The sequence below is a fragment of the Escherichia fergusonii ATCC 35469 genome (genome assembly GCF_000026225.1).
GTDB classification, from domain to species: Bacteria; Pseudomonadota; Gammaproteobacteria; order Enterobacterales; family Enterobacteriaceae; genus Escherichia; species Escherichia fergusonii.
Genome location: NC_011740.1, coordinates 2,149,193 through 2,170,953, shown reverse-complemented (window position 1 = coordinate 2,170,953; position 21,761 = coordinate 2,149,193). Strand labels below are relative to the sequence as shown.

Sequence of the window (21,761 nt, the reverse complement as noted above, 5' to 3'; positions counted from 1 at the left end):
GGGTATTACGAGGTAAAAAATGTTGCTTAGCATAATCACCGTCGCGTTTCGTAACCTTGAAGGGATAGTCAAAACACATGCCTCGCTGGCGCATCTGGCGCAGGCTGACGATATCAGCTTCGAATGGATTGTTGTCGATGGCGGTTCCAATGACGGCACCCGTGAGTATCTGGAAAATCTCAATGGTATCTATAACCTACGCTTTGTCAGTGAACCAGATAAGGGCATCTACGACGCCATGAACAAAGGCATTGCGATGGCACAAGGCAAGTTTGCGCTGTTTCTCAACTCGGGCGATATTTTTCATCAGGATGCCGCAAATTTTGTCCGTAGATTAAAAATGCAAAAAGATAACGTGATGATTACCGGCGATGCGCTGCTGGATTTTGGCGACGGGCATAAAATTAAACGTCGCGCTAAACCGGGCTGGTATATTTATCACAGCCTGCCCGCCAGCCATCAGGCGATATTTTTCCCGGTATCCGGCTTGAAAAAATGGCGTTATGATCTGGAATATAAAGTTTCATCCGATTATGCGCTGGCGGCCAAAATGTATAAAGCCGGTTATGCGTTTAAAAAACTCAATGGGCTGGTGTCTGAATTTTCTATGGGTGGGGTATCTACCACCAATAATATGGAATTGTGTGCTGACGCGAAAAAAGTCCAACGGCAAATATTACATGTGCCTGGCTTCTGGGCTGAATTATCCTGGCATTTACGCCAGCGCACGACCTCAAAGACGAAAGCCTTATATAACAAAGTCTGAATATAAGGAATACCAATGCAAGATTTAAGCGGTTTCTCGGTGCCGAAAGGGTTCCGGGGCGGCAACGCTATTAAAGTGCAATTGTGGTGGGCAGTACAGGCAACAATATTTGCCTGGTCGCCACAAATATTATATCGCTGGCGGGCTTTTTTATTACGTTTATTCGGCGCAAAAATAGGAAAAAACGTAGTTATTCGTCCGTCAGTAAAAATTACCTATCCGTGGAAATTAACCTTAGGTGATTACGCGTGGGTCGGCGATGAGGTCAATTTATATACCCTCGGTGAAATAACCATTGGCGCACATTCGGTGATATCGCAAAAAAGTTATTTATGCACCGGGAGCCACGACCATGCAAGTCGACATTTCACCATAAACGCCACGCCCATTGTGATTGGCGAGAAATGCTGGCTGGCAACCGATGTTTTTGTTGCTCCTGGCGTCACGATCGGCGACGGCACCGTCGTGGGTGCGCGAAGCAGTGTTTTTAAATCGCTTCCGGCAAATAGAGTTTGCCGGGGGAATCCCGCAGTGGTGATACGCGAACGCGTTGAAACTGAATAAATTCAAAAAATACAGAGGAATAAGACATGTCAAAAGTCGCTCTCATCACCGGTGTAACCGGACAAGACGGTTCTTACCTGGCGGAGTTTCTGCTGGAAAAAGGTTACGAGGTACATGGTATTAAGCGTCGTGCATCGTCATTCAACACCGAGCGCGTGGATCACATTTATCAGGATCCGCACACCTGCAACCCGAAATTCCATCTGCATTATGGCGACCTGAGTGATACCTCCAACCTGACGCGTATTTTGCGTGAAGTGCAGCCGGATGAAGTGTACAACCTGGGCGCAATGAGCCACGTTGCGGTTTCTTTTGAGTCACCGGAATATACCGCAGACGTTGATGCGATGGGCACACTGCGTCTGCTGGAGGCGATCCGCTTCCTTGGTCTGGAAAAGAAAACCCGTTTCTATCAGGCTTCCACTTCTGAACTGTACGGTCTGGTGCAGGAAATTCCGCAGAAAGAAACCACGCCGTTCTATCCGCGATCTCCATATGCGGTCGCCAAACTGTATGCCTACTGGATCACCGTTAACTACCGCGAATCCTACGGCATGTACGCCTGTAACGGTATTCTCTTTAACCATGAATCCCCGCGCCGTGGCGAAACCTTCGTGACCCGCAAAATCACCCGCGCAATCGCCAATATCGCTCAAGGGCTGGAGTCGTGCCTGTACCTCGGCAATATGGATTCCCTGCGTGACTGGGGCCACGCCAAAGACTACGTAAAAATGCAGTGGATGATGCTGCAACAGGAACAGCCAGAAGATTTCGTTATTGCCACCGGCGTTCAGTACTCCGTGCGTCAGTTCGTGGAAATGGCGGCAGCACAACTGGGCATCAAACTGCGCTTTGAAGGCACGGGCGTTGAAGAGAAGGGCATTGTGGTTTCCGTCACCGGGCATGACGCGCCGGGCGTTAAACCGGGCGATGTGATTATCGCCGTTGACCCGCGTTACTTCCGTCCTGCTGAAGTAGAAACGCTGCTCGGCGACCCGACCAAAGCGCACGAAAAGCTGGGCTGGAAACCGGAAATCACCCTCAGAGAGATGGTATCTGAAATGGTGGCTAATGACCTCGAAGCGGCGAAAAAACACTCTCTGCTGAAATCTCACGGCTACGACGTGGCGATCGCGCTGGAGTCATAAGCATGAGTAAACAACGCATTTTTATCGCTGGCCATCGCGGGATGGTCGGTTCTGCCATCAAGCGACAGCTCGAACAGCGCGGTGATGTGGAACTGGTATTACGCACCCGCGACGAACTGAACCTGCTGGACAGCCGCGCGGTGCATGATTTCTTTGCCAGCGAGCGCATTGACCAGGTCTATCTGGCGGCGGCGAAAGTGGGCGGGATTGTCGCCAACAACACGTATCCGGCGGATTTCATCTACCAGAATATGATGATTGAGAGCAACATCATTCACGCTGCGCATCAGAACGACGTGAACAAACTGCTGTTTCTCGGATCGTCCTGCATCTACCCAAAACTGGCAAAACAGCCGATGGCAGAAGGCGAGCTGTTACAGGGCACGCTGGAGCCGACCAACGAGCCATACGCCATTGCCAAAATCGCCGGGATCAAACTGTGCGAATCTTACAACCGCCAGTATGGACGCGATTACCGCTCTGTCATGCCGACCAACCTGTACGGGCCGCACGACAACTTCCATCCAAGTAATTCGCATGTGATCCCCGCATTGCTGCGCCGCTTCCACGAGGCGACGGCACAGAATGCACCGGACGTGGTGGTGTGGGGCAGCGGTACGCCGATGCGCGAATTTCTGCATGTCGATGATATGGCGGCGGCAAGCATTCATGTCATGGAGCTGGCGCACGAAGTCTGGCTGGAGAACACCCAGCCGATGCTGTCGCACATTAACGTCGGTACCGGCGTGGACTGCACTATCCGCGAGCTGGCGCAAACCATCGCCAAAGTGGTGGGTTACAAAGGTCGGGTGGTTTTCGATGCCAGCAAACCGGATGGCACGCCGCGCAAACTGCTGGATGTGACGCGCCTGCATCAGCTTGGCTGGTATCACGAAATTTCACTGGAAGCGGGGCTTGCCAGCACTTACCAGTGGTTCCTTGAGAATCAAGACCGTTTTCGGGGGTAATGATGTTTTTACGTCAGGAAGACTTTGCCACGGTAGTGCGCTCCACTCCGCTGCTCTCTCTCGACTTTATTGTCGAGAACAGCCGCGGCGAGTTTCTGCTTGGCAAAAGAACCAACCGCCCGGCGCAGGGTTACTGGTTTGTGCCGGGAGGGCGCGTGCAGAAAGACGAAACGCTGGAAGCCGCATTTGAGCGGCTGACGATGGCGGAACTGGGGCTGCGTCTGCCGATAACAGCAGGCCAGTTTTACGGTGTCTGGCAGCACTTTTATGACGATAACTTCTCCGGCACGGATTTCACCACTCACTATGTGGTGCTCGGTTTTCGCTTCAGAGTAGCGGAAGAAGAACTGTTACTGCCGGATGAGCAGCATGACGATTACCGCTGGCTGACGCCGGACGCACTGCTCGCCAGTGACAATGTTCACCCTAACAGCCGCGCCTATTTTCTCGCTGAGAAGCGTGCCGGAGTACCCGGATTATGAAAATACTGGTCTACGGCATTAACTACTCGCCGGAGTTAACCGGCATCGGCAAATACACCGGCGAGATGGTGGAATGGCTGGCGGCACAAGGTCATGAGGTGCGGGTCATTACCGCACCGCCGTACTACCCGCAGTGGCAGGTGGGCGAGAACTATTCCGCATGGTGGTACAAACGAGAAGAGGGGGCCGCCACGGTGTGGCGCTGCCCGCTGTATGTGCCAAAACAGCCGAGCACCGTGAAACGCCTGTTACATCTCGGCAGCTTTGCCGCCAGCAGTTTTTTTCCCCTGATGGCGCAACGTCGCTGGAAGCCGGATCGCATTATCGGCGTAGTACCAACGCTGTTTTGCACGCCGGGAATGCGCCTGCTGGCGAAACTCTCTGGTGCGCGTACCGTGCTGCATATTCAGGATTACGAAGTGGATGCCATGCTGGGGCTGGGCCTTGCCGGAAAAGGCAAAGGCGGCAAAGTGGCACAGCTGGCGACAGCCTTCGAACGTAGCGGACTGCATAACGTCGATAACGTTTCCACGATTTCGCGCTCGATGATGAATAAAGCCATCGAAAAAGGCGTGGCGGCGGAAAACGTCATCTTCTTCCCCAATTGGTCGGAAATTGCTCGTTTTCAGCATGTCGCAGACGCCGATGTTGCTGCCCTTCGTAACCAACTTGGCCTGCCGGATAACAAAAAAATCATTCTTTACTCCGGCAATATTGGTGAAAAGCAGGGGCTGGAAAACGTTATTGAAGCTGCCGATCGCCTGCGCGATGAACCGCTGATTTTTGCCATTGTCGGGCAGGGCGGCGGCAAAGCGCGGCTGGAAAAAATGGCGCAGCAGCGCGGACTGCGCAATATGCAATTTTTCCCGCTGCAATCGTATGACGCCTTGCCTGCACTGCTGAAGATGGGGGATTGCCATCTGGTGGTGCAAAAACGCGGTGCGGCAGATGCCGTATTGCCGTCGAAACTGACCAATATTCTGGCGGTAGGCGGTAACGCGGTAATTACCGCAGAAGCTCACACAGAACTGGGGCAGCTTTGCGAAACCTTCCCAGGAATTGCGGTTTGCGTAGAACCGGAATCGGTCGAGGCGCTGGTTGCTGGGATTCGTCAGGCGCTCCTGCTGCCCAAACACAACACGGTGGCACGTGAATATGCCGAACGCACGCTCGATAAAGAGAACGTGTTACGTCAATTTATACATGATATTCGGGGATAATTATGTCGCAGTCGAAACTCTATCCAGTTGTGATGGCAGGTGGCTCCGGTAGCCGCTTATGGCCGCTTTCCCGCGTACTTTATCCCAAGCAGTTTTTATGCCTGAAAGGCGATCTTACCATGCTGCAAACCACCATCTGCCGCCTGAACGGCGTGGAGTGCGAAAGCCCGGTGGTGATTTGCAATGAGCAGCACCGCTTTATTGTCGCGGAACAGCTGCGTCAACTAAACAAACTCACCGAGAACATTATTCTCGAACCGGCAGGGCGTAACACTGCACCTGCCATTGCGTTGGCGGCGCTGGCGGCAAAACGTCATAGCCCGGACAGCGATCCGTTAATGTTGGTCCTGGCGGCAGATCATGTGATTGCCGACGAAGACGCGTTCCGCGCCGCCGTGCGTAATGCCATGCCGTATGCCGAAGCGGGCAAGCTGGTCACCTTCGGCATTGTGCCGGATCTACCAGAAACCGGTTATGGCTATATTCGTCGCGGTGAAGTGTCGGCGGGTGAGCAGGATACGGTGGCCTTTGAAGTGGCGCAGTTTGTCGAAAAACCGAATCTGGAAACCGCTCAGGCCTATGTGGCAAGCGGCGAATATTACTGGAACAGCGGCATGTTCCTGTTCCGCGCCGGACGTTATCTCGAAGAACTGAAAAAATATCGCCCGGATATTCTCGATGCCTGTGAAAAGGCGATGAGTGCCGTCGATCCGGATCTCGATTTTATTCGTGTGGATGAAGAGGCGTTTCTTGCCTGCCCGGAAGAGTCGGTGGATTACGCGGTCATGGAACGTACGGCAGATGCCGTTGTGGTGCCGATGGATGCGGGCTGGAGCGATGTCGGTTCCTGGTCCTCTTTATGGGAGATCAGCGCCCACACCGCGGAAGGCAACGTTTGCCACGGCGATGTGATTAATCACAAAACCGAAAACAGCTACGTGTATGCCGAATCTGGCCTGGTCACCACCGTCGGGGTGAAAGATCTGGTAGTGGTGCAGACCAAAGACGCGGTGCTGATTGCAGACCGTAACGCGGTGCAGGATGTGAAAAAAGTGGTCGAGCAGATCAAAGCCGATGGTCGCCATGAGCATCGGGTGCATCGCGAAGTGTATCGCCCGTGGGGCAAATATGACTCTATCGACGCGGGCGACCGCTACCAGGTGAAACGCATCACCGTGAAACCGGGCGAGGGCTTGTCGGTACAGATGCACCATCACCGCGCGGAACACTGGGTAGTGGTCGCGGGAACGGCAAAAGTCACCATTGACGGTGATATCAAACTGCTTGGTGAAAACGAGTCCATTTATATTCCGCTGGGGGCAAAACACTGCCTGGAAAACCCGGGGAAAATTCCCCTCGATTTAATTGAAGTGCGCTCCGGCTCTTATCTCGAAGAGGATGATGTGGTGCGCTTCGCGGATCGCTACGGACGGGTGTAAATGTCGCATCAGGCGCTGTTTGTCGGATGCGGCGTGAACGCCTTATCCGACCTACGGTACGGATTTGTAGGCCTGATAAGACGCGACAGCGTCGCATCAGGCGATGGCTGTCGGATGCGGCGTGAACGCCTTATCCGACCTACGGTTCGGGTTTGTAGGCCTGATAAGACGCGACAGCGTCGCATCAGGCAATGAATGCAAAACAGCGATGTAAATAACGACAAAAACAAAATTGGCCGCTTCGGTCAGGGCCCACTATTGCCTGAAAAAGGGTAACGATATGAAAAAATTAACCTGCTTTAAAGCCTATGATATTCGCGGGAAATTAGGCGAAGAACTGAATGAAGATATCGCCTGGCGTATTGGTCGCGCTTATGGCGAATTTCTCAAACCGAAAACCATTGTTTTAGGCGGTGATGTCCGTCTCACCAGCGAAACCTTAAAACTGGCGCTGGCAAAAGGGTTACAGGATGCGGGCGTTGACGTGCTGGATATCGGCATGTCCGGCACCGAAGAGATCTATTTCGCCACGTTCCATCTCGGCGTGGATGGCGGCATCGAAGTTACCGCCAGCCATAATCCGATGGATTACAACGGCATGAAACTGGTGCGCGAAGGGGCTCGCCCGATCAGCGGTGATACTGGACTGCGCGACGTCCAGCGTCTGGCAGAAGCCAACGATTTTCCTCCCGTCGATGAAACCAAACGCGGTCGCTATCAGCAAATCAACCTGCGCGACGCTTACGTTGATCATCTGTTCGGTTATATCAACGTCAAAAACCTTACGCCGCTCAAGCTGGTGATCAACTCCGGGAACGGTGCGGCGGGTCCGGTGGTGGACGCCATCGAAGCCCGCTTTAAAGCCCTCGGCGCACCCGTGGAATTGATCAAAGTACACAACACGCCGGACGGCAATTTCCCCAACGGTATTCCTAATCCATTGCTGCCGGAATGCCGCGACGATACCCGCAATGCGGTCATTAAACACGGCGCGGATATGGGTATTGCTTTTGATGGCGATTTTGACCGCTGTTTCCTGTTTGACGAAAAAGGACAGTTTATCGAGGGCTACTACATTGTCGGCCTGCTGGCAGAAGCGTTCCTCGAAAAAAATCCCGGCGCGAAGATCATCCACGATCCGCGTCTTTCCTGGAACACCGTTGATGTAGTGACTGCCGCAGGCGGCACCCCGGTGATGTCGAAAACCGGACACGCCTTTATTAAAGAACGTATGCGCAAGGAAGACGCCATCTATGGTGGCGAAATGAGCGCCCACCATTACTTCCGTGATTTCGCTTACTGCGACAGCGGCATGATCCCGTGGCTGCTGGTCGCCGAACTGGTGTGCCTGAAAGAAAAAACGCTGGGCGAACTGGTGCGCGACCGCATGGCGGCGTTCCCGGCAAGCGGTGAGATCAACAGCAAACTGGCGCAACCCGTTGAGGCGATTAACCGCGTCGAACAGCATTTTAGCCGCGAGGCACTGGCGGTGGATCGCACCGATGGCATCAGCATGACCTTTGCCGACTGGCGCTTTAACCTGCGCTCCTCCAACACCGAACCGGTGGTGCGCCTGAATGTGGAATCGCGCGGCGATGTGCCACTGATGGAAGCGCGAACGCGAACTCTGCTGACGTTGCTGAACGAGTAATGTCGGATCTTCCCTTACCCCATTGCGGGTAAGGGGCTAATAACAGGAACAACGATGACAAATCTAAAAAAGCGCGAGCGAGCGAAAACCAATGCATCGTTAATCTCTATGGTGCAACGCTTTTCAGATATCACCATCATGTTTGCCGGGCTATGGCTGGTTTGCGAAGTCAGCGGACTGTCATTCCTCTACATGCACCTGTTGGTGGCGCTGATTACGCTGGTGGTGTTCCAGATGCTGGGCGGTATCACCGATTTTTATCGCTCATGGCGCGGTGTTCGGGCAACGACAGAATTTGCCCTGCTGCTGCAAAACTGGACCTTAAGCGTGATTTTTAGCGCCGGACTGGTGGCGTTCAACAATGATTTCGACACGCAACTGAAAATCTGGCTGGCGTGGTATGGGCTGACCAGCATCGGACTGGTGGTTTGCCGTTCGTGTATTCGCATTGGGGCGGGCTGGCTGCGTAATCATGGCTATAACAAGCGCATGATCGCCGTAGCGGGGGATTTAGCCGCCGGACAAATGCTGATGGAGAGTTTCCGTAATCAGCCGTGGTTAGGGTTTGAAGTGGTGGGCGTGTACCACGACCCGAAACCGGGCGGCGTTTCTAACGACTGGGCGGGCAATCTGCAACAGCTGGTCGAGGATGCAAAAGCGGGCAAGATTCACAACATCTATATCGCGATGCAAATGTGCGACGGCGCACGAGTGAAAAAACTGGTCCATCAACTGGCGGACACCACCTGTTCGGTGCTGCTGATCCCCGACGTCTTTACCTTCAACATTCTCCATTCACGCCTCGAAGAGATGAACGGCGTTCCGGTGGTGCCGCTGTACGACACGCCACTTTCCGGGGTTAACCGCCTGATAAAACGTGCGGAAGACATTGTGCTGGCAACGCTGATCTTGCTGCTGATCTCCCCGGTGCTGTGCTGTATTGCGCTGGCGGTGAAACTCAGTTCACCAGGGCCGGTTATTTTCCGCCAGACTCGCTACGGCATGGATGGCAAGCCGATCAAAGTGTGGAAGTTCCGTTCCATGAAAGTGATGGAGAACGACAAAGTCGTGACTCAGGCGACGCAGAACGATCCGCGCGTCACCAAAGTGGGGAACTTTCTGCGCCGCACCTCGCTGGATGAATTGCCGCAGTTTATCAATGTGCTGACCGGGGGGATGTCGATTGTGGGGCCACGTCCGCACGCGGTGGCGCATAACGAACAATATCGCCAGCTCATTGAAGGCTACATGCTGCGCCACAAAGTGAAACCGGGCATTACCGGTTGGGCGCAGATTAACGGCTGGCGCGGCGAAACCGACACGCTGGAGAAAATGGAAAAACGCGTCGAGTTCGACCTTGAATACATCCGTGAATGGAGCGTCTGGTTCGATATCAAAATCGTTTTCCTGACGGTATTCAAAGGCTTCGTTAACAAAGCGGCATATTGATATGAGCTTACGTGAAAAAACCATCAGCGGCGCGAAGTGGTCGGCGATTGCTACGGTGATCATCATCGGCCTCGGGCTAGTGCAGATGACCGTGCTGGCGCGGATTATCGACAACCACCAGTTCGGTTTGCTTACCGTTTCGCTGGTGATTATCGCGCTGGCAGACACGCTTTCTGACTTCGGTATCGCTAACTCGATTATTCAGCGAAAAGAAATCAGCCATCTTGAACTCACCACGCTGTACTGGTTGAACGTCGGGCTGGGGATCGTGGTGTGCGTGGCGGTGTTTTTGTTGAGTGATGCCATTGGTGACGTGCTGAATAACCCGGATCTGGCGCCGTTGATTAAAACATTGTCGCTGGCGTTTGTGGTGATCCCCCACGGGCAACAGTTCCGCGCGTTGATGCAAAAGGAGCTTGAGTTCAACAAAATCGGCATGATCGAAACCAGCGCGGTGCTGGCGGGCTTTACTTTTACGGTGGTTAGCGCCCATTTCTGGCCGCTGGCGATGACCGCCATCCTCGGTTATCTGGTCAATAGTGCGGTGAGAACGCTGCTGTTTGGCTACTTTGGCCGCAAAATTTATCGTCCCGGTCTGCATTTCTCGCTGGCGTCTGTTGTGCCGAACTTACGCTTTGGTGCCTGGCTGACGGCGGACAGCATCATCAACTATCTCAATACCAACCTTTCAACGCTGGTGCTGGCGCGTATTCTCGGCGCGGGCGTGGCAGGGGGATACAACCTGGCGTACAACGTGGCCGTTGTGCCGCCGATGAAACTGAACCCGATCATCACCCGCGTGTTGTTTCCGGCGTTTGCCAAAATTCAGGACGACACCGAAAAGCTGCGCGTTAACTTCTACAAGCTGCTGTCGGTGGTGGGGATTATCAATTTTCCGGCACTGCTGGGGCTGATGGTGGTGTCGAATAACTTTGTACCGCTGGTCTTTGGTGAGAAGTGGAACAGCATTATTCCGGTGCTGCAATTGCTGTGTATTGTGGGGCTACTGCGCTCCGTGGGTAACCCCATTGGCTCGCTGCTGATGGCGAAAGCGCGGGTGGATATCAGCTTTAAATTCAATGTATTCAAAACCTTTCTGTTTATTCCGGCGATTGTTATTGGCGGACAGATGGCGGGTGCAATCGGCGTCACGCTTGGTTTCCTGCTGGTACAGATTATCAACACCATTCTGAGTTATTTCGTGATGATTAAACCGGTGCTCGGTTCCAGTTATCGCCAGTACATCCTGAGTTTATGGCTGCCGTTTTATCTCTCGCTGCCGACGCTGGTGGTTAGTTATGCACTGGGCATTGTGCTGAAAGGCCAACTGGTGCTGGGAATGCTGCTGGCGGTGCAAATAGCCGCGGGCGTGCTGGCGTTTGTGGTGATGATTGTGCTGTCGCGCCATCCGCTGGTGGTGGAAGTGAAGCGTCAGTTTTGTCGCAGCGAAAAAATGAAAATGCTTTTACGGGCGGGGTGAATAGTTGTTTTCGGTTCCGGCAACGAACACAACAAACACAGCCTCACCTGGCATCAAATTTATGAGGAAAAAATGAAATTACTTATTCTGGGCAACCACACTTGCGGCAACCGCGGCGACAGCGCCATCTTGCGCGGCTTACTTGATGCCATCAACATCCTCAATCCACACGCCGAAGTGGACGTAATGAGCCGCTATCCGGTCAGTTCTTCCTGGCTGCTCAACCGCCCGGTAATGGGTGATCCGCTGTTCCTGCAAATGAAACAACACAACAGCGCGGCGGGTGTGGTCGGGCGCGTAAAAAAAGTCCTCCGTCGCCGTTATCAACACCAGGTATTGCTCTCACGCGTCACCGACACTGGCAAGCTGCGTAATATCGCCATTGCCCAGGGATTTACTGACTTTGTGCGCCTGCTTTCAGGTTACGACGCCATTATCCAGGTCGGCGGTTCGTTTTTTGTTGATCTCTACGGCGTGCCGCAGTTTGAACATGCGCTTTGCACGTTTATGGCGAAAAAGCCGCTGTTTATAATTGGTCACAGCGTCGGCCCGTTCCAGGATGAGCAATTTAACCAACTGGCGAACTACGTATTCGGGCACTGCGACGCGCTGATCCTGCGCGAATCGGTAAGCCTGGATCTAATGAAACGCAGCAATATCACTACCGCAAAAGTTGAACATGGCGTCGATACCGCATGGCTGGTCGATCACCACACCGAAGACTTCACCGCCAGCTATGCCGTTCAACACTGGCTGGACGTTGCCGCACAACAGAAAACGGTGGCAATTACCCTGCGCGAACTGGCACCGTTCGACAAACGTCTCGGCACCACTCAACAAGCGTATGAAAAAGCCTTTGCCGGGGTGGTCAATCGCATTCTCGATGAAGGGTATCAGGTGATTGCGCTCTCCACCTGTACGGGCATCGACAGTTATAACAAAGACGACCGCATGGTGGCGCTCAACCTGCGTCAGCACATCAGCGATCCTGCCCGTTATCACGTGGTGATGGATGAGCTCAATGATCTGGAAATGGGCAAAATCTTCGGTGCCTGTGAACTCACCGTCGGTACGCGCCTGCACTCGGCTATTATCTCGATGAATTTTGCTACTCCGGCAATTGCCATCAACTACGAACATAAATCCGCCGGGATTATGCAGCAGTTGGGGCTACCAGAGATGGCGATTGATATTCATCATTTATTAGACGGCAGCCTGCAAGCGATGGTTGCGGATACCTTAGGCCAGCTTCCGGCGCTGAACGCACGACTTAGCGAAGCTGTCAGTCGTGAGCGTCAGACAGGAATGCAGATGGTGCAATCTGTGCTTGAGCGCATCGGGGAGGCGAAATGAAGGTCGGCTTCTTTTTACTGAAATTTCCGCTGTCGTCGGAAACCTTCGTTCTCAACCAAATCACTGCGTTTATTGATATGGGCTTTGAGGTGGAGATTGTCGCGCTGCAAAAAGGCGATACGCAAAACACCCACGCGGCATGGACGAAATACAACCTTGCTGCCAGAACCCGCTGGTTACAGGATGAACCTACGGGCAAAGTGGCGAAGCTGCGCCACCGCGCCAGCCAGACCTTACGCGGCATTCATCGCAAAAATACCTGGCAGGCGCTCAACCTCAAACGCTATGGTGCCGAGTCGCGGAACCTGATTTTGTCTGCCATTTGTGGTCAGGTCGCAACACCGTTTCATGCTGATGTGTTTATCGCACATTTTGGCCCTGCGGGGGTAACCGCAGCAAAACTACGGGAACTGGGTGTCATTCGCGGCAAAATTGCCACTATCTTCCACGGCATTGATATCTCCAGTCGGGAAGTGCTCAACCATTACACTCCCGAATATCAACAACTGTTTCGCCGTGGCGACCTGATGTTACCGATTAGCGATCTGTGGGCCGGAAGGCTGCAAAAAATGGGCTGCCCGAGGGAAAAAATTGCCGTATCGCGCATGGGCGTGGACATGACGCGCTTTAGCCCGCGTCCGGTGAAAGCGCCCGCAACACCGCTGGAGATTATTTCCGTCGCACGCTTAACCGAGAAAAAAGGCCTGCATGTGGCGATCGAAGCCTGCCGTCAGTTGAAAGAGCAGGGCGTGGCATTTCGCTATCGCATCCTCGGCATTGGCCCGTGGGAACGACGCCTGCGCACCCTCATCGAACAATATCAACTGGAAGATGTGGTAGAGATGCCGGGCTTTAAACCGAGCCACGAAGTGAAGGCGATGCTCGACGACGCGGATGTCTTTCTGTTGCCATCGGTAACGGGTGCGGATGGTGATATGGAAGGTATTCCGGTGGCGCTGATGGAAGCGATGGCGGTCGGCATTCCGGTGGTTTCTACTCTGCATAGCGGAATACCGGAACTGGTGGAGGCCGATAAATCCGGCTGGCTGGTGCCTGAGAACGATGCTCGCGCACTGGCGCAACGACTGGCGGCGTTTAGCCAACTGGACACCGACGAACTTGCTCCGGTCGTCAAACGTGCTCGCGAAAAAGTCGAACACGATTTTAACCAGCAGGTGATTAATCGAGAACTCGCCAGCTTATTGCAGGCTTTATAGAGGAGAACGTATGCCATTTAAAAAACTCTCCCGACGCACCTTCCTGACGGCAAGCTCCGCGCTTGCCTTCCTCCATACCCCTTTCGCTCGCGCACTTCCCGCCCGAACAAGCGTTAACATTAACGACTACAACTCTCACGACTGGATCGCCTCATTTAAACAAGCCTTCAGCGAAGGGCAAACGGTCGTCGTGCCTGCCGGATTGGTTTGTGACAATATCAACACCGGCATCTTCATCCCCCCTGGTAAAACGTTACACATCCTTGGAAGCCTGCGCGGTAACGGCAGAGGGCGTTTTGTCTTACAGGACGGCAGCCAGGTGAAAGGGGAGAAGGGCGGCAGTATGCATAACATCACCCTGGATGTGCGCGGCTCTGACTGCACCATCAAAGGGCTGGCGATGAGCGGCTTTGGCCCGGTAACGCAGATTTATATTGGCGGCAAAAACAAACGGGTTATGCGCAACCTGACCATCGATAACCTCACCGTTAGCCACGCTAACTACGCCATCTTACGCCAGGGATTTCATAACCAGATTATCGGTGCCAATATCACCAATTGTAAGTTCAGCGACTTACAGGGCGACGCCATTGAATGGAATGTGGCGATTAACGACCGTGATATTTTGATCTCCGACCATCTCATCGAGCGTATCAACTGTACCAACGGCAAAATCAACTGGGGCATCGGCATAGGCCTTGCGGGGAGTACTTACGATAACAACTACCCGGAAGACCAGGCAGTGAAAAACTTTGTCGTGGCGAATATCACGGGATCGGACTGTCGGCAGTTGATTCATGTTGAGAACGGCAAACATTTCGTCATCCGTAACGTAAATGCGAAGAACATAACACCGGATTACAGCAAAAAAGCAGGTATTGATAACGCAACGATTGCCATATATGGCTGTGATAATTTCATAATCGATAATATAGATATAGCTAATAGCGCTGGGTTATTAATTGGTTATGGCGTAATCAAAGGAAAATACTTATCGATCCCACAAAATTTTAAGCTCAATAACATTCGTTTGGATAATACACAGCTGACCAGAAAATTACGCGGAATTCAGATTTCTGCCGGAAATGCGATCTCTTTTGTTGCACTCACCAATATTGAAATGAAACACGCATCACTGGAACTACATAACCAGCCGCAACACCTTTTTATGAGAAATATCAATGTGATGCAGGAATTTTCTGTTGGGCCTGCATTGACCATGAACTTCGACTTGCGCCAGGACGTTCGCGGTAAATTCATGGCTAAAAAAGAGACATTGCTATCTCTGGTTAATGTTCATGCAGTGAATGAAAAAGGGCAAAATTCAGTCGATATCGACAGGATTAATCACCATGTGGTTAATGTGGAGAAGGTGAGTTTTGAGCTGCCACCACGCATTAGATAGATTTGCGACCATTCCTGGAAAATTAGAACCATACTTAAGATTATGGCTACTGAAATTTAACTGTGAGCGGCGTAACATCAGTGGCATATCAGCAAAAGTAATTGATGCTGGCGAAAAGAAACTAACAAGCTATAATTCAGCAACCATTTTACAGGTGGATGAAAATAATGACTAATTTAAAAGCAGTTATACCGGTAGCTGGTCTTGGTATGCACATGTTGCCCGCCACAAAAGCGATCCCTAAAGAGATGCTACCGATCGTTGACAAGCCAATGATTCAGTACATTGTTGACGAGATTGTGGCTGCTGGGATCAAAGAAATCCTCCTGGTGACTCACGCGTCCAAGAATGCGGTCGAAAACCACTTCGACACCTCTTATGAATTAGAATCCCTCCTTGAACTGCGCGTGAAGCGTCAGTTGTTGGCAGAAGTACAGTCCATCTGCCCGCCGGGCGTGACCATTATGAACGTGCGTCAGGGCGAACCATTAGGTTTAGGCCACTCGATTTTGTGTGCTCGACCAGCCATTGGCGACAACCCATTTGTTGTAGTGCTGCCAGATGTCATTATTGATAACGCTTCTGCGGATCCTCTGCGTTATAACCTTGCCGCAATGATTGCACGTTTCAACGAAACGGGCCGTAGCCAGGTGCTTGCAAAACGTATGCCGGGTGATCTCTCTGAATACTCCGTCATCCAGACCAAAGATCCGCTAGATCGTGAGGGTAAAGTCAGCCGCATTGTTGAATTTATCGAAAAACCGGATCAGCCACAGACGCTGGACTCAGACATCATGGCTGTAGGACGTTATGTGCTTTCTGCCGATATTTGGCCAGAACTTGAACGCACTCAACCTGGCGCATGGGGACGTATTCAACTGACCGATGCGATTGCTGAAATGGCGAAAAAACAGTCTGTTGATGCAATGCTGATGACCGGTGACAGTTACGACTGCGGTAAAAAAATGGGTTATATGCAGGCGTTTGTGAAGTATGGACTGCGCAATTTGAAAGAAGGGGCGAAGTTCCGCAAAGGGATTGAGAAGCTGTTAAGTGAATAAAAATTAACCATCCCATATATGGGGGATTGAATAAGAATAGAACGGCAGTGAACATTCAAAAGCAGAGATGCTTACATAATAAGAATGTTCCTGCCGTTTCTTATGTAAATGTAATAATAACAATGAGTTATATCTCTTTAGTGAGACCAAAAATTTTCGGATTTTCCTTGTGTCTGACCTCGTTTGGTTAGACAATTGGCGTTTAAATTTTTGAGAGCTTTGCGACGTTAGTAGCAGAGTCTGTAACATCTTATGAGAATGCACGCAGTGCACTGGTAGCTGTAAAGCCAGGGGCGGTAGCGTGTCTGGTTAAAGCTAATACTACAAATTTATTATACAAGCAATATAGGCCATATTTTACTTATATCTATCAGGTGCTTAATGCTGAAGACTCTTATAAAAAAAACAAAACTCAACTTTGAAATACAAAAAATAATTTTAAATGCTGGATGGTTGTTATTTGATAAGTTTATTCGATTAATGTTCGGCTTGTTAGTTGGTGTCTGGATTGCACGCTATCTAGGGCCTGGGACATATGGTCAGCTAGCTTATATTGTTACTCTTGTAAGTTTATTTCAAGTTGTTGTATCTCTCGGAATGGATACAATTTTAGTGCGTGAGATTACGTGCAATAAAAATGAAGCTGCCCAAATTTTAGGAAGCGCTATATTTATGCGTTTCATTGTTGGTTGTATAAGCATAGTATTACTTATTGGTGGTGTAACTATATTCAATGGTGCATATTTTGGAGTATTAACATTATTGGCAAGTGGCGGATTATTATTACAATGCACAGATACTATAGATATTTGGTTTCAAAGTCAGAGCCAAAGTAAAAGAACTGTTATAGCAAAGCTATGCTCTTACACAATTACGAATATATTACGGATTATCCTCATAATATATAATGCACCATTATGGACTTTTGCTCTTTTGCTAAGTATTGATGCATCATTATCTGCTCTAGCTTTGACGTTTGCTTATAAAACATTTAAAACAGCGCATAGATGGCACGTAAGTTTATTACGATGCAAGGCGCTACTGTCAGAGTCATGGCCTTTTTTAATAAGCGGAATATCTATCATATTATACATGAGGATCGATCAAGTTTTGATAAAAAATATAATGGGAGAAAAACCGCTAGGTATTTATTCAGCTGCAATACAATTTTCTACATTATGGAATTTTATCCCATTGACTTTATCGGTAAGTTTAGCTCCTTATGTGGCAAGGAAAAAAAAAGAAAGTGAACAGATATATTATCAAACTCTGTGTAATATATTTTTAATATTTTCAATTATCGGATGGTGTATAACATTAACTATTATTACTTTATCGCCATTCATAATAGAATTTATGTTAGGTGCCAATTATAAAGATGGCGTTGGCGTTCTTTCTATCCATGTTATAACCAATTTATTCATATGTTTAGGAATTTCACAGAGTCTCTGGATTGTTAATGAGAGAAAGGGTACTTTCATCCTTTACAAGTCAATTACAGGGCTTGTTGTCAGTGTTATAGCAAATATCATTCTTATTCCGCTATATGGCATCAAAGGCGCAGCGATAGCGTCAGTTCTCTCACAAATTACAGCTTCTACAATTTTTAATCTGTGTTTTGCGAAGAAGATTTTTTTTATGCAATTGAAAAGTTTGTTTTTCCTTAGATAAATGGAACAAAAAGTGAATAATATTTCCCCTGTAGTTGTTTTTGTCTATTCACGCCCTGAGCATACAAAAAAAATGCTGTCAGCATTAAGTAAGAATAGTCTATCTGAATGTACAGATTTGATTATCTATTCTGATGGTGCTAAATCAGAAAAAGATAAACCTGGTGTTTATGCCGTACGGCAACTTATCAGGAAGTTAACTGGTTTCAGAAGTATCACTATCGTTGAGCAGGAACAAAATGTAGGTCTTGCTCAAAATATAATTCAGGGCGTTACAAAAGTAGTCAAACAATATGGAAGAGTTATTGTCTTAGAAGACGATATAATTACATCACCCTATTTTCTGAAGTATATGAATGATGCTTTAGATATGTATGCAGATATAAAAGAAGTAGCCTCGATCTCTGGTAGTAGTTACCCAGTAACCATAAATAACAATTTAGAGTCAACGTATCTTTTAAGGATCCCCTTGTGTTGGGGGTGGGCTACTTGGGATGATAGATGGAGAATGTTCAAAAAAGATATTAATTCCGTAAATTTAATAAGTAAGGATGTAAAAAATTATATAAACTTTGATGGTGCATTTAATTTTTTTGATCAAGCCACTCTAAATGCTAAAGGTAAACTTAATACTTGGTTTATATTTTGGTATATAACACTGGCTTCTCATAAGTGGTTAACTCTATTCCCATCAAAGGTAATGGCAAAAAATATCGGTTATGATGGGACAGGTGAAAACTGTAATGGAGATGATATTTATAAAGATATATTAATTGATAATGAACCTCTCGAGTTAGAACTAAAAAAAGACTTAACTGAAAGTTATGATTATTATTTAGCTCACTTACATTATTTCAGGAAAAATCAACAAAATTTTATTTATAAAATTTATTCATTTGTGAAAAAGATAGTAAAAAAGAGGTGCTATGGGACTTCTAAGTAGAATTAAATCACATTTAAAAAAAAGAAAATTGAATAAAAGTCACTTAAATATATATGTTGATGTTTTTTCTTATATTGATGAGTCTTCAACTTTAGATGGTTGTAACAGAATAACTGGAAAATCATCAATTTATGACTCTCATATTGGGAAATATAGTTATGTTGCCGGAGCAAGCATAGGAAATGCGACAGTGGGAAAATTTTGCAGTATTGCAAAAGGAGCTAAAATAGGAGGGCTTGGTGCGCATCCAACAACTTTCATATCTTCTCATCCTATCTTTTATTCTACTAAGAAACAATGTGGGGTTACGTTTACTAGTAAGGATTATTTTTTAGAAAATGCGGATACAATATTAGGAAATGATGTATGGGTGGGTACGAATGCCATCATTATGGATGGGGTAACAATTGGTGATGGTGCCATAATAGGTGCAGGTGCAATTGTTACAAAAGACGTTCCACCATATGCAATCGTTGTTGGTGTTCCGGCAATTATAAAACGATACCGTTTTCCAACTGAACAGATTGAAATTTTAAAAAAAATTAAATGGTGGGATTGGCCTGAACAAGACCTAAAAAAAAATTCATTCCTATTTCGAGAGGATTTTAATGAAAGTATCTGTGAGTTAGCTAAATTATATAATAAAGTTAAAAGGCTAGATTAATGCAAACAGTGAATAATCATTTTTATAAAACTTTACTTCTATTAAGTTTTTTCTCTGCAGGGTTTAGTCTGTATTACGTATTTATACCGTTATTAATAATTTCATTAATTCTATCAATGATTAAAAATAGAACATTATACGCAGGATGTACTGCTGCAAGTTATAATGTGTTATTTATTGTTTTATTTGTATTTAGTGTGTTTTCTATAGGTTCAGAACTATTAATACTTGAATCCCCTGTCAAGTATGCAATGTATATGATATTTTTGATAGTATGTTTACCATTACTCTTAATTAATAATTTTGAATATGCTTGGTACATGCTTTTCTTTTTTATATTAGGTGTCTTTTTTAGAGCTGAATCCATAGTTGTTTATAGCTTCCTAGATCCTTCCGGCGTTTATGGATATGGTAAATTGCTAGATCCATTTAATCACGAGGAAATAAATTCTCCAGGCATTAGTAACTCACTCGCAATTGTTTTTATGTTTTTCTTCGTTGCATATAAAAATACATTGAGCTTGAAGTACTTACTTATATTTATATATCCATTAATTTTATTATCATCAATATTTTTGGGGGGGCGAGCATTCTTTATTATTGCATTAGTATGTATAACTTATAAATATAGTCGTAACTTTAAAATAAAAACGCTCATAGGATTAACTATATTAATATGCCTTGGTTGCATTTTTTCTTTATTAGTTAAAGAAATTCCTTTTTTTGATAAATATTTTGATTTAATATTTGAGCGATTTGGAAGTGAAGGATTGAAATCGGCTAGATTTGAACTTATACAGGATGGTATTACAAAATTTCTAATTCATCCACTGGGGGGGTTTACTCCAAATGCAAGCGAATATAGTGGGTATTGGTATCATAATATTTATCTTGATAGCGCCAGAGTCGCTGGGGTTATATCGCTTATCCCATTTATACTTTCAAATTTAATTGTGTTAATTAGCTATTTAGGATATAGGAATTATAGAAAAAGAATAAAAAATCCATATTTTTTTATATCACTTATAACTTTAATTATCATGTGTCAGGATGTTGTACTTGAAGGTAATATGATGTTACTAATCAGCTATGCCTTATTTACAACAATGGCTATTCAATCCAGGAGGTATAAAAAGAGTGAAACTCTTCTACAGAGTAAATGATTATCATCCTTTTGACATAAAGGATAGTTCTGCAGCTAGTTCAGTTCGACACAGAGTCGACCGAGTTTGCAGATGTCTTCCGGATGCCACCAAATCAATAATATATTCAATTGTAAAAGAAAAAAATGTTTTATTGATTAAACGAAATGTGAATAATACTGAAAACAACCAACAGTGCATAACATATTTTGTTCCTTCAAATCCTTTAGGGATACTTATAAAAATATTTCTTTCGCTCTGTCTAATGATATATTTATTATTTAAAACTTTAAAGAAAGAAAATTATCTCCTTATATACAATTTATTGCCAGTTCATATTTTTCCGTATCTTATAGCGTCTTATATATATCCGAGTTTTTTGAAAAAAACAATTTTTCAGGTTGAAGAATTATATAGCATGTACAATTTTTCGTTTATTAAGAACCTTTTAAATCTTCACTCAGAAAAGTTTGTTTTTAGAAATGGTCTTAACTTTATAGTTGTTAATGAGAATGTTAAAAAAATTATTAAGCAAAAAAAAGCAAAATCAATAGTTGATTATGGGTACAATACAAGGAATAGCAAGGCTTACAATAAGTTAAGTGTATCAGATACTATTGTTTATACTGGAAGGTTAGACTATGTTGGGGGGGTTGAGGTACTTTTAGAAGCAATAAGTAACCTACCTAGTGATATTAGAAATAAATTTGTTATAACAGGTTATGGGGGATTAAAAGAACAGGTGGTTGCTCATGCAAATGAGCTGAATATTAAATTTAAAGGATTTCTTAGCGAAGCTGATTATGATTCATTATTATCTAGTGCAAAAATTAGTATTAATCCACTAAGATCAAAATGTAATTTTTCTTTATATTCATTTCCTTCGAAAGTACTTCAATATCTGGAATATGGATGTGTCGTTATCTCAAGTGGAATAGAGCAGCCAGAATTGGAATATTATTTTTCTGATGAATTATTTTCATATAAGAATGATGATGCTCGGACACTCAGTATGTTAATTATGGAAATAAATTCGCGTAACTTCGATAAAGTAAAAATTATAGATAAATATCACGTCTTTATGAAAAATAAAGAAAAAAAGCTACGCGCCTTCTTCTTATCTGTATTTGAGGGATAAT

The 21,761-nt window shown here is 47.1% G+C and carries 19 protein-coding genes; all 19 read left to right on the top strand.

The window, feature by feature from the left end:
- The first annotated feature begins 19 nt into the window (after window positions 1-19).
- The 19 genes from wcaE (at window position 20) to EFER_RS10675 (ending at window position 21,760) form a co-directional block, all read left to right on the top strand.
- Window positions 20-766 carry a colanic acid biosynthesis glycosyltransferase WcaE gene (gene wcaE, locus EFER_RS10765; RefSeq protein ID WP_000927034.1) on the top strand — a complete coding sequence of 249 codons (747 nt, stop codon included), beginning with the start codon at window positions 20-22 and terminating at the stop codon, window positions 764-766.
- A gap of 15 nt (window positions 767-781) precedes the next feature.
- Complete coding sequence (gene wcaF, locus EFER_RS10760) at window positions 782-1,330, top strand: colanic acid biosynthesis acetyltransferase WcaF (protein WP_001153542.1); 549 nt, start codon at window positions 782-784, stop codon at window positions 1,328-1,330.
- A gap of 26 nt (window positions 1,331-1,356) precedes the next feature.
- Window positions 1,357-2,478: a GDP-mannose 4,6-dehydratase gene (gmd, locus tag EFER_RS10755; RefSeq protein ID WP_000048190.1), complete on the top strand. Its 1,122-nt coding sequence runs from the start codon at window positions 1,357-1,359 to the stop codon at window positions 2,476-2,478.
- 2 nt (window positions 2,479-2,480) lie between these two features.
- Window positions 2,481-3,446 carry a GDP-L-fucose synthase gene (gene fcl / locus EFER_RS10750; protein ID WP_000043585.1) on the top strand — a complete coding sequence of 322 codons (966 nt, stop codon included), beginning with the start codon at window positions 2,481-2,483 and terminating at the stop codon, window positions 3,444-3,446.
- A 2-nt stretch (window positions 3,447-3,448) separates the two neighbouring features.
- Window positions 3,449-3,928 (top strand): GDP-mannose mannosyl hydrolase, encoded by a 480-nt coding sequence (gene gmm, locus EFER_RS10745; RefSeq protein ID WP_015953530.1) that lies wholly within the window; start codon window positions 3,449-3,451, stop codon window positions 3,926-3,928.
- Window positions 3,925-5,148, top strand: a complete 1,224-nt coding sequence (gene wcaI, locus EFER_RS10740) for a colanic acid biosynthesis fucosyltransferase WcaI (RefSeq protein WP_000699770.1) — start codon at window positions 3,925-3,927, stop codon at window positions 5,146-5,148. The genes gmm and wcaI overlap by 4 nt, the downstream gene beginning before the upstream one ends.
- A 2-nt stretch (window positions 5,149-5,150) precedes the next feature.
- Entirely contained in the window at window positions 5,151-6,587 is a 1,437-nt protein-coding gene (cpsB, locus tag EFER_RS10735) for a mannose-1-phosphate guanyltransferase (protein WP_000083413.1), read from the top strand.
- Between the two features lie 280 nt (window positions 6,588-6,867).
- Window positions 6,868-8,238: a colanic acid biosynthesis phosphomannomutase CpsG gene (gene cpsG, locus EFER_RS10730; protein ID WP_001355594.1), complete on the top strand. Its 1,371-nt coding sequence runs from the start codon at window positions 6,868-6,870 to the stop codon at window positions 8,236-8,238.
- A gap of 54 nt (window positions 8,239-8,292) precedes the next feature.
- Window positions 8,293-9,687: an undecaprenyl-phosphate glucose phosphotransferase gene (gene wcaJ / locus EFER_RS10725; protein ID WP_000183150.1), complete on the top strand. Its 1,395-nt coding sequence runs from the start codon at window positions 8,293-8,295 to the stop codon at window positions 9,685-9,687.
- 1 nt (window position 9,688) lies between these two features.
- A complete protein-coding gene (gene wzxC / locus EFER_RS10720; RefSeq protein WP_000058419.1) occupies window positions 9,689-11,167 on the top strand; it encodes a colanic acid undecaprenyl disphosphate flippase WzxC in 1,479 nt (492 codons plus the stop codon).
- Window positions 11,168-11,239: 72 nt separating this feature from the next.
- Window positions 11,240-12,520: a colanic acid biosynthesis pyruvyl transferase WcaK gene (gene wcaK, locus EFER_RS10715; RefSeq protein ID WP_000770776.1), complete on the top strand. Its 1,281-nt coding sequence runs from the start codon at window positions 11,240-11,242 to the stop codon at window positions 12,518-12,520.
- On the top strand, window positions 12,517-13,737 hold the full coding sequence (gene wcaL, locus EFER_RS10710; RefSeq protein ID WP_000862656.1) for a colanic acid biosynthesis glycosyltransferase WcaL: 1,221 nt from the start codon (window positions 12,517-12,519) through the stop codon (window positions 13,735-13,737). The genes wcaK and wcaL overlap by 4 nt, the downstream gene beginning before the upstream one ends.
- Before the next feature lie 10 nt (window positions 13,738-13,747).
- Window positions 13,748-15,142, top strand: coding sequence for a colanic acid biosynthesis protein WcaM (gene wcaM / locus EFER_RS10705; protein WP_001116046.1), 1,395 nt, complete (start codon window positions 13,748-13,750; stop codon window positions 15,140-15,142).
- Window positions 15,143-15,309: 167 nt separating this feature from the next.
- Window positions 15,310-16,203 (top strand): UTP--glucose-1-phosphate uridylyltransferase GalF, encoded by an 894-nt coding sequence (galF, locus tag EFER_RS10700; protein ID WP_000183028.1) that lies wholly within the window; start codon window positions 15,310-15,312, stop codon window positions 16,201-16,203.
- Window positions 16,204-16,584: 381 nt separating this feature from the next.
- Window positions 16,585-17,874, top strand: coding sequence for a flippase (locus EFER_RS10695; protein WP_000920912.1), 1,290 nt, complete (start codon window positions 16,585-16,587; stop codon window positions 17,872-17,874).
- A 12-nt stretch (window positions 17,875-17,886) separates the two neighbouring features.
- Window positions 17,887-18,816, top strand: coding sequence for a hypothetical protein (locus tag EFER_RS10690; RefSeq protein WP_001059986.1), 930 nt, complete (start codon window positions 17,887-17,889; stop codon window positions 18,814-18,816).
- Window positions 18,800-19,480, top strand: coding sequence for a CatB-related O-acetyltransferase (locus EFER_RS24730; RefSeq protein ID WP_000523768.1), 681 nt, complete (start codon window positions 18,800-18,802; stop codon window positions 19,478-19,480). The genes EFER_RS10690 and EFER_RS24730 overlap by 17 nt, the downstream gene beginning before the upstream one ends.
- Window positions 19,480-20,643 (top strand): hypothetical protein, encoded by a 1,164-nt coding sequence (locus EFER_RS10680; protein ID WP_001195313.1) that lies wholly within the window; start codon window positions 19,480-19,482, stop codon window positions 20,641-20,643. Before EFER_RS24730 ends, EFER_RS10680 begins: the two co-directional genes overlap by 1 nt.
- Complete coding sequence (locus EFER_RS10675; RefSeq protein WP_000765778.1) at window positions 20,618-21,760, top strand: glycosyltransferase; 1,143 nt, start codon at window positions 20,618-20,620, stop codon at window positions 21,758-21,760. Before EFER_RS10680 ends, EFER_RS10675 begins: the two co-directional genes overlap by 26 nt.
- Window position 21,761 lies beyond the last annotated feature (1 nt).